The organism is Neorhizobium sp. PAMB6716, from assembly GCF_058242805.1.
Genome location: NZ_JBZAYW010000002.1, coordinates 270,370 through 284,484, shown reverse-complemented (window position 1 = coordinate 284,484; position 14,115 = coordinate 270,370). Strand labels below are relative to the sequence as shown.

At 61.9% G+C, this 14,115-nt stretch carries 10 protein-coding genes; 6 read left to right on the top strand and 4 right to left on the bottom strand.

Annotation, left to right across the window (positions count from 1 at the left end; genetic code table 11):
- Positions 1–60: 60 nt before the first annotated feature.
- Positions 61–1,599, bottom strand: a complete 1,539-nt coding sequence (locus AC4CWH_RS19870) for an IS3 family transposase (protein WP_491322038.1) — start codon at positions 1,597–1,599, stop codon at positions 61–63.
- A 393-nt stretch (positions 1,600–1,992) separates the two neighbouring features.
- Here AC4CWH_RS19870 and AC4CWH_RS19865 point away from each other — a divergent pair, with 393 nt between their 5' ends.
- Together AC4CWH_RS19865 and fhuF are read left to right on the top strand one after the other, a co-directional pair.
- Positions 1,993–4,044, top strand: a complete 2,052-nt coding sequence (locus tag AC4CWH_RS19865; protein WP_491322037.1) for a TonB-dependent siderophore receptor — start codon at positions 1,993–1,995, stop codon at positions 4,042–4,044.
- A gap of 7 nt (positions 4,045–4,051) precedes the next feature.
- Positions 4,052–4,870: a siderophore-iron reductase FhuF gene (fhuF, locus tag AC4CWH_RS19860; protein WP_491287236.1), complete on the top strand. Its 819-nt coding sequence runs from the start codon at positions 4,052–4,054 to the stop codon at positions 4,868–4,870.
- Between the two features lie 29 nt (positions 4,871–4,899).
- Here fhuF and fhuB read toward each other — a convergent pair whose 3' ends face one another.
- Genes fhuB through AC4CWH_RS19845 form a run of 3 tightly spaced genes read right to left on the bottom strand, consistent with a single transcriptional unit; the run spans position 4,900 to position 8,568 of the window.
- Positions 4,900–6,864: a Fe(3+)-hydroxamate ABC transporter permease FhuB gene (fhuB, locus tag AC4CWH_RS19855; protein WP_491322036.1), complete on the bottom strand. Its 1,965-nt coding sequence runs from the start codon at positions 6,862–6,864 to the stop codon at positions 4,900–4,902.
- Positions 6,861–7,745, bottom strand: coding sequence for an ABC transporter substrate-binding protein (locus AC4CWH_RS19850; RefSeq protein ID WP_491287240.1), 885 nt, complete (start codon positions 7,743–7,745; stop codon positions 6,861–6,863). The genes fhuB and AC4CWH_RS19850 overlap by 4 nt, the downstream gene beginning before the upstream one ends.
- A gap of 7 nt (positions 7,746–7,752) precedes the next feature.
- The gene (locus AC4CWH_RS19845; protein ID WP_491287242.1) at positions 7,753–8,568 is read right to left on the bottom strand and encodes an ATP-binding cassette domain-containing protein; all 816 of its coding nucleotides are present in this window, start codon (positions 8,566–8,568) and stop codon (positions 7,753–7,755) included.
- Positions 8,569–8,831: 263 nt separating this feature from the next.
- Here AC4CWH_RS19845 and AC4CWH_RS19840 point away from each other — a divergent pair, with 263 nt between their 5' ends.
- From AC4CWH_RS19840 to AC4CWH_RS19825, 4 genes are all read left to right on the top strand, one after another.
- Positions 8,832–10,385, top strand: a complete 1,554-nt coding sequence (locus tag AC4CWH_RS19840) for an ABC transporter substrate-binding protein (protein ID WP_491322035.1) — start codon at positions 8,832–8,834, stop codon at positions 10,383–10,385.
- Between the two features lie 66 nt (positions 10,386–10,451).
- A complete protein-coding gene (locus AC4CWH_RS19835; protein WP_491322034.1) occupies positions 10,452–11,399 on the top strand; it encodes an ABC transporter permease in 948 nt (315 codons plus the stop codon).
- Positions 11,396–13,204 carry a dipeptide/oligopeptide/nickel ABC transporter permease/ATP-binding protein gene (locus AC4CWH_RS19830; RefSeq protein ID WP_491322033.1) on the top strand — a complete coding sequence of 603 codons (1,809 nt, stop codon included), beginning with the start codon at positions 11,396–11,398 and terminating at the stop codon, positions 13,202–13,204. Before AC4CWH_RS19835 ends, AC4CWH_RS19830 begins: the two co-directional genes overlap by 4 nt.
- The gene (locus AC4CWH_RS19825; RefSeq protein WP_491322032.1) at positions 13,201–14,079 is read left to right on the top strand and encodes an ATP-binding cassette domain-containing protein; all 879 of its coding nucleotides are present in this window, start codon (positions 13,201–13,203) and stop codon (positions 14,077–14,079) included. The genes AC4CWH_RS19830 and AC4CWH_RS19825 overlap by 4 nt, the downstream gene beginning before the upstream one ends.
- Positions 14,080–14,115: the final 36 nt, after the last annotated feature.

Sequence of the window (14,115 nt, the reverse complement as noted above, 5' to 3'; positions counted from 1 at the left end):
GAGTGTTGATTTCCACTGAGAGCTGACCCGGCGGGGGTGCGGATAAAAAGTTGGACTGCTTCATAAGTTCAGGCCGAGGCTCTGACGATACTCGACCGGGCTGAGCGATCCCAGCGATAACTTGATACGCTTCTCATTGTACCAGCGGATGTAGGCGTCCACCTCGGCGACGAACTGTTCGATCGTGATGGCCTTCCAGTCATGTGGATAGAAGAGCTCTGTTTTCAGTCTGCCGAAGAAGCCTTCGCACGCTGCGTTGTCTTGGGAGCAGCCTTTGCGGGACATCGAACGGACCAGCTGAGCATTGCTGATCCTGTTGAGCCAGCCGGGCCAGCGATAATGGGCTCCGCGATCGGAATGGATGATTGGCCGGTGTTCGCCGTCGTCAACGGTCCCGATGGCTGCATCCAGCATGGTATTGACGAGACCCGCATCTGGTTGGGTTCCGATGGACCAGCTGATGACCATGCCGTCGAAGCAGTCGATGATAGGCGAAAGGTACACTTTGCTCGCAGGGATCTGGAACTCGGTGATGTCTGTGAGCCACTTCACGTTCGGCGCTTTTGCATGGAAGTCACGATTGATCAGGTTCTCGGGCGCGGGACTGATTTCTCCCAGATAAGATCCAAACCGCCGTCGACGCGGCTTGGCAACAACCAGTTGCTCCTGCTTCATCAAGCGCTGGACGACCTTTTCCGAGATCATCACGCTCTGTCTGGCCAGCGACGCCTGCATTCTCCGATAGCCGTAGCAACGGCGGTTCGCTTCAAAGATTTCCGCTAAGCTGCGGCGCACGGCGGCATACTTGTCTACCAGACATATGCGGGCACGATGGTAGAAGTAGGAGCTTCTGGCAATTCGAAGCTCGGCCAGCAGTTCTGGCAAGCGATAAACTTCTTTAAGGGCGTCAATCAGCTGTGTCTTCTCCCGATTACTCAGGATCTGCAGATCGACGCCCAGGTCTTTTTTTATGAGTTCGTTGGCCTTCTTCAGGAGATCATGCTCGAGCTGCAACTGGCGGACATCACGCTGGAGGGTTTCAAGCTGTCGTTCGAGCTCTTCACGTGCAGGCACCTTAGGGTTGGCTTTGCGGCGTTTCATGGATGAGGAAGCCTCGTGACCGAGTAGCTGATCCTTCCAGCTGTACAATGTCGGCCTTGAGACGCCCAGCCGGTCAGCTACCTGTTGTGCGGTTTCATCTCCACCGCATAGCCCGATGACACCAGCATGCCGCACATCCTCGCTATAGCCCGGATGCCATGACCGACCGACCATCGATGTTCGCGTCTCCGGAAACGCCTCACGAACCCATGCGGTCAATGTTCCTCGTCCAGGATAGCCGAGCGCCCTCATCGTCGCGGAGATGCAACGATCATGGGTGCGAAAGTGCGCAAGTGCGGCCTGCTTTTGGGCCTCGGAGAATTTCGGTGCTCGAGCTACCGCCTGAAAACGCAAGTCACGGTTCTCGACGTACTCCCGGTACCAACCCTTCAGGGCATTCTTTGTAGGATAACCCAACTGCCGAATGGTCGCGTTAAGTCGCTTGCCCAGCCGGAGATACAGCTCGACCGCTCGAAGTCTGTCTGCGTAGGAATACATGAACTACCTCCTTGGTGGTCCAAGTTTTCGTCCGCACCCCCTATCAGGCTGTGCCGGGTCAGCTCTCAGTGGAAATCAACAACCAGCTCCGCTTACCCGGACATGCGGTCCGCAGCCATAGCGGTTCGACCACGATCCTTCTCTGCGCAGGCATCAGATGTGTGTGCGCCTAAAATTATGGGCCTTTGCCCACTTTAAAGTTGACTCATTTGCACATGTTTATATTTTCCCGACGCAGTACCCGCAGGGGACATAAAACCGGCGGTAAATTTGAGGGAATGATAGACGATGATCGCAAGGTTATCCGCGCAGCGAGAAGTCTCGCCGCTCCACAGCACACGCCGTTTTCGCCTGACCATTCAACACCGCAGAAGCCTGGCAACGGGCGTGGCCATGTTGGCACTGTTCAGCCTTGCGCCAGCCGTCATGGCCCAGGAAACCGTGCTGGATCCGGTCCTTGTTCAAGGCACCGTCCGCGAAGGACAGACCGATCGCAGCATCGTTGCAAAGCAAGCCCGCGTTGGCTCCAAGACAGATGCGGCGCTGATCGACGTTCCCGCCTCGGTCTCTGTCGTCACCGCCAAGGAATTTCAGCAGCGCGGCGCCCAGAACGTGCAGGATGTGCTGTCCTATACCGCCGGTGTCTCCGTCAACGAGTTTGGATCTGATTCCCGTTATGACTATTTCCGCATCCGCGGCTTTGACGGGACGACGCTCGGCACCTATCGCGACGGGCTCTCGTCCCGCATTCCAGCCTGGTACACCGCCCAGCGTATCGAGCCCTATGGCCAGGAGCGCATCGAGGTGCTGAAGGGTTCCACCTCAAGCCTCTTCGGCCTGAACAGCCCGGGCGGCCTGATCAATGCCGTCACCAAACAGCCGCAGGACGAATTCCACGCCGAGCTTTACACCACGTTCGGCGACGGCCATATCGAGACGGGTACGGATTTCGGCGGCCCGATCGATGCGGACGGCGTCTACACCTATCGCATCACCGCCAAGTGGCAGAATGCCGACCTCGGCTACGACTATACCAATGACGACCGGCTTTATATCGCGCCGGCGCTGACCATCAGCCCGGATGCCGGCACGTCACTGACCATCCTCACCGATTACAGCAAGCGCGATTCGTCCACGGCCCGCGGCATCCCGCAGGGCTCCAATATCGACATCGACACGTTTCTCGGCGAACCGGACTTCAACCGCTTCAACACCGTCCAGAAGGATGTCGGTTATCTGTTCAGCCATGAACTGGCAGACGGGCTGACGTTTCGCCAGTCGGCGCGCTATACCCATGTCGATCTCGATTACGCCGATGTCTACGGCGCCTCCACCAATCCTACGGCCAACCGCAGCGCCTTTTCCGTCGATGGTGTCGCCGATCGTTTTGCCATGGATAACCAGCTGCAATACGATATGAGCGGCGAAAAATACGAGAGCAAGACGCTGGTCGGCCTCGACTATGCCTATGACGACACATCCGAAAACATCCTTCTCGGAACCGCCGGCCGGATCGACATCAACAACCCCGCCTATTGCGGTCTCTCCTGCATCACGCTTGGACCTTATGTCGACTGGACGGTCAAGCAGAAGGCGCTCGGCCTCTACGCGCAGGAGCAGCTGACGCTGGATGACAAATGGATCCTGACGCTTGGCGGGCGATGGGATCGCGTCAATACCAAGGCCGATTATGCCGATGGCACAAGCGACGACACCACAGACAGCAAGTTCACCAAGCGCATCGGCCTCACCTACAAGGTGACGCCGGAACTGGCGGCTTACGTCAATTATTCCACCTCCTTCCAGCCTCTGGTGACGCCGACGGCCAATTACGGGGCCAATGTCAGCCTGAAGCCGCAGGAGGGCGAGCAGTATGAGGTGGGCGTCAAATACCAGCCTGAGGGTTATGACGCGCTCTTCACGCTTGCCTACTTCGACCTGACGCAGACCAATGTGCCCAGCACGGTGACGCCGGCGATCCAGACGCAGATCGGCGAGGTCAATGTGCGCGGCATCGAGCTTGAGGGCAAGTTCGCGTTGTCCGAGCGCTGGTCCGCTACGCTTGCCTATTCCTATTGGGACGCGGAAATCACCGGCGACGAAACCGGCGCCACCATCGGCAACCGGCCCGAACGCGTGCCGGATCATCTCGCCTCCGCCTGGCTCTCCTACACACTGCCCGGCGATGGCAAGCGCGGCGACCTGACGCTCGGCGGCGGGGTGCGTTATGTCGGCCAGAGCTACGGAGACAAGGAAAACACCGTGAAGGTCAGCGGTTACACGCTGGTGGACCTGTCGGCGCTCTACAAGGTCACCGAAAATGTCAGCCTGCAGGTGACCGCCAAGAACCTGTTCGACCGAAAATACGAAACCACCTGCTATTATGGCAGCTGCTATTACGGCGACCGACGCACAGTCCTCGGCACACTGAAATACACCTGGTAATCCAGACATGGTGGCGACCCGCGAAAGATCGGAAGCCGGGATCAAGGAGCCGCAGACGTTAGAAGACGTCTGCGGCGTCTCCGACATCGGCGATCTCGTGGTGGCGGCAACGGCCAAGCGCTACTCTGCCTATTGCCGCGGTCGGCTTCTCTTAAAGGCACCTGACGATTGCGACATCGTGCCCTGCGCGTCGCTTGCCGATGCCGATGTCTTCAATGCCATCATCGATCGCTACGCGAAAAACCATGGCGCAGACACGGACCGGCGGGCGCTGGTTTCGCTCTGGTCGCTGTTTTACGCGTCAAGCCTCGTCATCGGGGCAGCGATCGCGTTTCTCGAACTGCGCCGCGTGCTGCCACTTTCGCTCGATAAGGCGAGCCTGATCATTGACCGGCAGAGCGGCACACCGCGGGGCTTTCTGCTGCGGCATGCGGGCCATGTGGATGCGCAAACGGACGTGTTTGCCGGCATGGCGCCGGTTATCCGGCATCATTGCGACCCGCTGTTTACGCATCTCGCCGCCCATTCCGGCCTTGGTCGCAAAACCCTCTGGACCAACCTGTCGGCCTATCTCTCCTGGGTGATCCACGAGATCGAAAAACAGGCGGGCGCCGCCCTTGGTGATGAGGGCCGCTTGCTGACACAGAGCCCGACATGGCCGGACGGCTGGAGAAATCCGCTCGCCCGCATGATCACGGTCACGCAGAACGAGCGCGGCGACTATTGCGGCAACCGGCGTATCTGCTGCCTGCGGTATGCGGTCAAAGGCGTTGGCGGCTGCGGCGCGATCTGCCCGGTGCCGGAAGGCCGCGCGACCGGCGTCTGATCGACAAGCCAAACGTCACCAAAGCACATTCAGCCCCGCGCGCGCCGCATCAGAATGATGAGGAAGGGTGCGCCGACCAGCGCCGAGACAAGGCCTGCCGGAATTTCATACGGATAGGCAAGACTGCGGCCAAGCCAATCGGCGGCGACCATCAGCATGCCGCCGCACAGCGCCCCACCGAAAAGCTGGGGAGCCGCGCGCACAAAACCGAGCTGGCGGGCGAGATGCGGTGCCATCAGTCCGACGAAGCTCAGCGGACCGACGCTCATCGTGGCAGCCGCACTGAGGAGGCCGGCAAGCCCGAGCAGCAGAAGCCGGGCGCGCCCAACCGGCACGCCGAGGGCTGCGGCCGCCGAAGCCCCAAGCGGCAGAAGATCGAGCCAGCGCCGCATCAGGCCGGCAGCGCCGATCAGCGCCACGGCGAGAACTGCGGCCAGCACCGCCGCCAAAACGGTAACGCTATAGGTGGAGCCACTCATCCAGCGCAGAAGGAAGATGGCGCGCGGATCGCCGGTTGCGCCGATGACGCCGATCACCGCATCGACCATGGCGCTGAGCGCAATGCCCGCGAGCAGCACCCGTTCCGGCTGCAGGCCGGAGCGGGCGGCGATCAGAAAAATAACAAAAAGCACGCCAAAGGCGCCGAGCGCGGAAAAACCGAGCTGCGCACCAAGTCCTGGCGCTGCGACCAGAAACACCGCAGCCGCCACGCCAAGCGTTGCACCGGCGCTGATGCCGAGCACTTCCGGACTTGCCATCTCGTTGCCCGTCAGGCGCTGCAGGATGGTTCCGGCAACGGCCAGCATGGCGCCGGAAAAAAAGGCCGCAACAATGCGCGGAAGCCGGAGCGCCATCAGGTCACCAGCCAGATCGGGCGGCATCAGCGCAAAACCGAGATCCGGACTGCGGCCGAAAAACAAGGCTGCGGCCAGAACCACAAGGGCCGCCGGCAGGACGATGCGTGCGGCACGGCGGGCGGTTTCCGGCTTCAGTGCCACCTGCGCCGGCGCCTCCATCAACCGATGGCGGATTTTGAGCCGCGGCAGCAGGATGAGCAGCAGCGGCGAGCCGAAAATGGCGGTCACGGCGCCGGTCGGCAGAAAATCGGCAAAGGTGCCGGCGGTGGCGAGCAGCGCCGTATCGGTCAAAAACAGCAGCGCGCTGCCGATCAGCGTCGACCAGACCAGTTGCGCACCGGCACGCCGCGCGCCGGCAAGGCGGGCAATGGTGGGGGCCACCAGCCCGATAAAACCGATGACGCCAACGGCACTGGTGACGAAGGCGGCAAGCGCCACAGCCGCCACGACCGCCACCACGCGCAGCCGACCAAGGTTTACCCCAAGCGCACGCGCTCCGGCATCACCCAATTCATTGAGAAGAAGCGGCCGCAGGATCACCGCGACAGCAACGCAAACGATGGCAAGTTTTGGCGCAAGCGATAGCGGGATCGTCCAGCTTTGCTGGGACAGCGACCCCGCGCCCCAGATGAACAGGCTGACCAGATAACGTTCGTTCAAGAGCATCAGAACCGCCGACAGCGCTCCGCACCAGAGGCTGACGACAAGGCCGGACATGACGAGCGAAAAGGCCGAGAATTTTTGCCGCGCGCCCATCAGGAAGACGAGGCCGGCGGCCGCGGCACTGCCCGAGAGCGCCACCAGATCGCGCCCGAACCCGAGAAGGCCAGGCACAAACAGCGTGACCGCCACCAGTGCAAGGTTTGCACCGGCGGAAATGCCAAGCGTGGTTGGAGAGGCCAGCGGGTTTCGCAGCACCTGCTGGAAGAGCGCGCCAGACAGAGCAAGGCAAGCGCCGGCCAGCAGCGCCGTTGCCATGCGCGGCAGCGTCGCGTTGATAAAGACGATGCGCGCCATGCCGGCATCTGCCGCAGCATCCCCCAACACAGGAGCGGCCTGCCTGACGGCAAGAACCAGAGCGACGATCAGGAGGGCCAGAACGATGGACGCGGGGCCAAGATGGGATCGCACGCTCATGCCGCCTGCTCCAGATGGTCGGTCAGCAGGCGGGCAAAGCGCACGGCATCGTTCAGCATGCCAAACATCAGTGCGCCCGGCAGCACGGCAAAATGGCCGGGCCGCGCAAAAGGCAGCGCCTGCCAGAGCGGGCTTTGATGAAGCTTCGGCATCACATCCGCCGGAACAGGCTCAAAGGCGATGAGGCGGGTAGCGGGATCGGTGATCTCCGAAAGCCGCTCGATCCCGATGGTTTCAAAGCCCCAAAAATTGCCGGGTGCCGACCAGGCGTTTTGAAGCCCGATGCGCTGCATGACATTGTGGTAAAGCCCGGGACTTGTGTAGATGCGGGCGTGGCGGGCATCGAGAAAATTGATGAGGGCAAGCGGCGGCGCATTGATGCGTTCGATGCGGGCGCGGCAGCTGTCGAAAAACGCCTCCGTGCGGGCAATAAAAACCTCGCCCTCCTGCGGCTTTTCCACCCTTGCCGCCAGCGCGCGCGTGGCCGCAATCGCCTTCGGGAGCACATCGCCGCCTTCGGCCGTAAACACGCCGAGGCTGAGCGTCGGTGCCACCGTTTCAAGGCGCGGCGTCAGGGCCTCGTTGAACGGGGTCGTCAGAATCAGATCCGGCTTCAGGCTTGCCAGAACCTCAAAATTGATCTCCCAGGAACTGCCGAGATCCGCCACCTCCGCCGGAAGTTCCGGTTCGATCACCCAGATATCCCAGTCGGCGCGGGAGGCGATCGCCTTCGGCACGAGCCCGAGCGACAGAAGCGTCGAGGCAAGGCCGTAATCGAGGCTGACGATGCGCTGGGGCACGGCGGAAAACGCCCGGCCCGGCAGCAAAAGGGAGGCGGCGCCGGCTGCAAGCAGGCTTCGGCGGGTCAATGCGACGGACATGAGATTTTCAGCAGACATAGGCGAGCGGAATATCGAGCGCCGGATGGCGCGTCACGTTCATCTCGATGCCGTAGATGGCGTGTAGCGTCTCGCCCGTCATCAGGTCCTGAGGCGCGCCCTCGGCAATCAGCCGACCGCCCTTCAGCGCATAAAGCCGGTCGCAGAAGCGCGCCGCCATGTTGATGTCATGCAGCACGATGACGACGCTTAAGCCCTTTTCATGCGAGAGGCGGCGCACCAGTGCCAGAACCTCCATCTGGTGGGCGATGTCGAGCGCCGATGTCGGCTCGTCCAGCAGAAGGCAGCCGGTATCCTGCGCCATCAGCATGGCAAGCCAGGCGCGCTGGCGTTCGCCGCCGGAAAGCGTATCGACCATGCGATCCGCCATCCCGTCGACATGGGTAAGCGCCATCGCTTCCGCGACTTTTTCGCCATCGAGATCGGAAAACCGACCGAGTGCACCGTGCCAGGGATAACGCCCGCAGGCCACCAGTTCCCGCACCGTCATGGTATTGGCCGCCGTCACATCCTGCGGGAGATAGGCAACCTGGCGGGCAAACGCCTGGGCGCCGATCGTCTCCAGCGGCATATCACCAAAAAAAAGCGTACCGCCCGATGGCTTCTGCTGGCGGGCAAGAAGTTTGAGGAGCGTCGACTTGCCCGACCCGTTATGGCCGACGAGGCCGCAGATCGTGCCCGGCTGAAAGTCCATAGACACATCCTGCAACAGATCGCGCCCCTCGACGGAAAATGTGAGATTTTCCGTGCGGAAACCCGCCGCCTGAGGAACCTTGGACGAGAGGTGTGTCGCCTGCGCGCTCATGCATGTCTCCTGCCGGCCGCCAGTGCCGGGAATGGTCGAAGCAGCAAGCGGGGTACTAAATATGACTCAGGCGATCAAGTATAATCTCTGCTGTGCGTCCTCCGGATGCGGATGCGCACCGTCCTTCAACGATCCGGACAGCCACGGCGCGATTGGGAAAAATGTCCATTTTGCGACAAAAAACTTGCCAGTCGCGATCAGGGCCATAGTTACCACACTTCCGCACCAACGTGCCCGATTGGCCAATCGAGAGGGATCCTTGAATGAAGCGGCTGTTTCGCACCCTATCGGCTTTTGCTGCGCTTGCCCTTGTGGCACCTGCAGCCCTTGCCCAGACGCCCCCGAACGTGTTGATCGTCGGGCAGATCGCCGAGCCGCAGTCGCTCGATCCGCACACGGTGACGGCAACCAATGATTTCCGCATTCTGGTGAATGTCTATGATGGTCTCGTGCGCTTTAAGCCGGGCACGCTGGAGGTGGAACCGGCGCTCGCCGAGAGTTGGCAAGTTTCAGAAGACGGCAAGACCTATACGTTCAAACTGCGCCAAGGCATCAAATTTCACGACGGCTCGCATTTCAATGCAGAGGCAGTGAAGTTCAATTTTGACCGCATGCTGGACGAAAAACACCCGTTCTACAGCACCGGCCCGTTTCCGCTGTCGTTCAATTTTGCCTCGGTCGACACCGTGACGGTGAAGGATGCACAAACGGTGGAGTTTCAGCTGAAGGAAGCGTTTGCACCCTTCCTGTCCAACCTCGCCTATCCCACAGGACTCATCGTCTCGCCGGCCGCCGTCAAGCAGTACGACAAGGATTTTGGCCGCCATCCCTCCGGCACCGGGCCGTTCAAGTTCGTCGAATGGCAATCCAGCCAGCGCGTTGTGGTGGAGCGCAATGCCGATTACTGGGACGGCGCACCGGCGCTGGAAGCCGTCGTCTTCCGCCCGATCACCGATGCCAACACGCGGGTGGCGGAAATGATGGCGGGTGGGCTCGACGTGATGGTGGAAGTGCCACCAGACAATGTCGCGACCTTCCGCAACGACCCGAATTTCGCCGTCTCCGAACAGGCCGGGCCGCATGTGTGGTTTTCAATCCTCAACACCAAATCCGGCCCGTTTGCCGATAAAAAGGTGCGCCAGGCCGCCAATTATGCGGTCAACAAGCAGAGCCTCGTTGATAACGTGCTGCAGGGCACGGCAACCGTTTCGGCCGGCCCCATTCCGCCCGCCTTCAACTGGGTGAAAAGCCCGGTCGAGCCCTATCCGTATGATCCGGAAAAGGCAAAGGCGCTGCTGGCGGATGCCGGTGTTTCCAACCCCAGCCTCACCTTCGCCATTACCGAGGGCGGCTCCGGCATGCTCGACCCGATCACCATGGGGGCTGCGATCCAGGCAGACCTGCAGGCCGTCGGCTTTCAGGTGAAGATCGAGACCTATGAGTGGAACAGCTTTTTGTCGCGGGTGAATACCGGGCTGGAGGGCAAGGCTGATATGGCCGAAATGGCCTGGATGACCAATGACCCCGATACCCTGCCCTATCTGACCCTGCGCAGCGATGCGCTGCCGGACAAGGGCGGCTTCAACTCCGGCTATTACCAGAACCCGAAGCTGGACGAGATCCTGGCAAAGGCCCGCAGCTCCACCGATCAGGCCGAGCGGGCAAAACTGTATGGCGAGGTGCAGCAGATCGTCCATGACGATGCGCCATGGCTGTTCGTGGCCAACTGGAAGCAGAACGCAGTCACGCAGGCGGCCGTGAAAGGCTTTGAACTGCAGCCCTCGTTCCTGCTGAACCTCAAGGGTGTCTCCAAGTAATCCACGCCGGTGGCGCCTCTGCGCCACCGGCCTTCCGCCACGGAGCGATGAAAAAAGAATGCGCCGATGACCGCCTATATCGCAAAACGCCTCATCGCCATGGTGCCGGTGCTTTTCGGGCTCTCCATCATCGTTTTCCTGGTGATGGCGCTGATCCCCGGAGATACCGCCACCGCTATTCTCGGCGCCTATGCGACGCCCGAAAATGTCGAGCGGATCAACCGCGATCTCGGTCTCGACAAGCCGCTGGTGCAGCAATATTTCATCTGGATCGGCAATGTCCTGCACGGTGATTTCGGCCGCTCGTTCACGCTGAACAGGCCGGTTCTCTCCGAAGTGATGGACCGCTTTGGCGCAACGCTGATCCTTGCCGGCACGGCGCTTGTGCTCTGCTCGCTGATCGGGCTTCTCGCCGGCATCGTCTCTGCCGTGCGCCAGTTCGGCTGGGCGGATCGCATCATCACCTTTGTTGTGCTGGCCGGCATTTCCATGCCGTCCTTCTGGCTGGGGCTGCTGCTGATCCTCGTCTTTGCCGTCACCTGGCGGGTGCTTCCGGCAAGCGGCATGTATGCGGTCTATGGCGGCGGAAATCTCCCCGACCTCCTTTATCACCTCATCCTGCCGGCCGCGACGCTCTCGGTGGTGGCAGCCGGCGTCATTGCGCGGCTCACCCGCTCGGCGATGCTGGAAGTGCTGCGGCAGGATTTCATCCGCACCGCCCGCGCCAAGGGCGTGTCTGAAACCCGCGTCATCTATGGCCATGCCTTTCGCGCCGCCATCGTCAGCGTCATCCCCGTCATCGGCATCCAGGCCGGCTTCGTGCTGGGCGGCGCCGTCTATATCGAAACCGTGTTCCAGTGGCCGGGCATCGGGGCGATGATGGTGAAGGCGATTTCCACCCGCGACATTCTTCTCGTGCAGGGCGGCGTGCTGGTGGTGGCGGCAAGCTATGTGCTGTTCAACCTGATGGCCGATGTGGTGCAGACACTGCTTGATCCGAGGATCCGCACATGAGCCTCGCTCTTCAAGACAATGTCACCGCACCCGCCGGCCCGCAGCGCATCTCAACCTTCAAGCTGTTGCTGCAGAGCAAGCTTGCCAGCATCGGCCTCGTCATTCTTCTGCTTCTGGTGGCGATCGTGCTGCTGGCGCCGCTTCTGCCGCTTGCCCACCCTGACCAGACGGCCCCCGCCAACCGCTTGATCCGGCCCTTTGTGACCGCCGCCCATTGGCTCGGTACCGACCAGCTCGGCCGCGATCTCCTAAGCCGCCTTGTCTGGGGAAGCCGCGTCTCGATTGCTGTCGGGTTTGCCGCAACGCTGGTCGCCGCCCTCATCGGCTCGGTCATCGGCCTCGTCTCCGGTTATGCGGGTGGGCGCACCGACAACCTGATGATGCGCGGCATCGACATGCTGATGGCCTTTCCCTACATCCTGCTCGCGCTTGCCATCGTCGCAGCACTGGGGCCGGGGCTGATGAATGCGCTCTATGCGATTGCCATCGTCAACATCCCCTTCTTTGCCCGCAATGTGCGCGGCGTCACGCTCGGGCTTGCGCACCGCGAATTTGTCGATGCGGCAAGGCTCTCCGGCAAGGGACATCTCTCCATCCTCTGGAGCGAGGTCCTGCCGAACGTTGCGCCCGTCATTGTCATCACCATGTCGACTACCGCCGGCTGGATGATCTTGGAAACGGCGGGCTTGAGCTTTCTCGGCCTTGGCGCCCAGCCGCCGCAGGCCGATCTCGGCTCGATGCTCGGCGAAGGCCGCGCGCAACTGTTTACCGCGCCGCATGTCGCCATCGTGCCGGGCCTGATGATTTTCGTCATCGTCATCAGCCTGAACCTCTTGGGCGATGGCGTGCGCGATGCGCTGGACCCCCGCCTCAAATCCGGCGCGCTCTCGCGCCCCGGCCCCGTGACACGCATCGACCGGACGAAACCCGCACCGGCGAACAACCAGCCCGAGGCCATTCTCTCCATCGAACAGCTGGAAACCGGCTTTCCCGCCGGCAAGAGCACGACGCCGGCCGTGCGCGGCGTGTCGCTGCATCTCGATCGCGGCGAATGCCTTGGCCTCATCGGCGAAAGCGGCTCGGGCAAGAGCGTGACGGCACTGTCCATCATGGGCCTCGTCGCCTCGCCGCCCGGTGTCATCACCGGTGGCGCGATCTATCTCGATGGCGAAGATGTGCTGTCCATGCCGGAAACGCGGCTGATTTCGCTGCGTGGTTCAAAGGTCGCCTATATCTTCCAGGATCCGCTGACGACGCTGCATCCGACCTATACGATCGGCCAGCAGGTGGCCGAAGCGATTTCCGCCCACCAGTCGCTCGGCCGCCGCGAGCTTCGCGAACGCGCCATAGCCCTTCTCGAACAGGTCCGCATTCCCGATGCGGCAGCCCGCGCCGATCATTATCCGCATCAGCTCTCGGGCGGCCAGCGCCAGCGTGTCGGCATTGCCATGGCGCTTGCCAACGATCCCGATGTCATCATTGCCGATGAACCGACGACGGCGCTCGATGTCACCGTACAGGCCGAAATCCTCAGCCTGTTGAAGCAGTTGCAGCAGGAACGTCAGATGGCACTTCTGTTCATCACCCATGATTTCGGCGTTGTGGCGCAGATCTGCGACCGGGTGGCTGTCATGAAGGACGGCGAGATCGTCGAGACCGGGCAGACCCGGACCGTGCTGACACGCCCGCGCCACCCCTACACGAAACGGCTGATTGCCTGCGTGCCCGAGATCGGCGACGGCGACCGGTTTCTGCCGCGCGTCGAAAGGCTGATGGCCAGCCAGACGAAGGAGGCCGCACAATGAGCGAAACGCTACCCCAACCGCTGGCACATACGCCCGGCACACGCCGGCGCGCAGCCGCCGCCACGCCGCACGCCCTTCGCCTCGAACATGTCTCAAAAACCTTTGGTGGCGGCAAACGCCTGTTTGGCAGAAAACGCCATGCCGTCGAGGCCTTGAAAGACGTCTCGCTGGCGCTCACCAAGGGCGAAACGCTGGCCGTCGTCGGGGAAAGCGGCTCAGGCAAAAGCACGCTCGCGCGCATTCTCGTCGGCCTTGAAACGCCCTCTGCCGGCACGATCGAGATTGCCGGACAGGATGCCGAAGCTCTCACCAGACGAGGGCCGCGCGCCTTCGGCAAGACGGTGCAATATGTGTTTCAGGATCCCGTCGCCTCGCTCAACCCGCGCAAAACCATCCGCGAGGCGCTGGAGGCACCGTTGAAACTGCTCTGCGGTTACGACACTGCCAAACGCAAGGCGCGCCTTGGCGAGTTGATGGACGCTGTCGACATGCCGGCCTCCACGCTGTCGCGTTACCCGCACGAGCTTTCCGGCGGACAGGCGCAGCGCATGGCAGTCGCCCGGGCGCTGGCCGCCGAAGCGGACATCCTGGTGCTTGACGAGCCGGTGAGCGCGCTCGACGTTTCCGTACAGGCGCAGGTTCTGCTCCTCCTCGAGCGCCTGAAACATCAGCTCAACCTCAGCTACCTCTTCATCAGCCATGACCTTGCCGTCGTGGAAGCCATTGCCGACCGCGTGGCGGTCATGCATTTTGGCGAAGTGGTGGAACTGGAGAGGGCCAAAACGCTGTTTGCGAGCCCGGTGCATCCCTATACGGAAAAACTGATCGGAAGTGCGCCAAGGCTGAATGGGGGCGCGGCGGCCGTGAAGATGTGACGGCGGGAGGAGCGATGGCTTCCCCCGCCTTGCCTT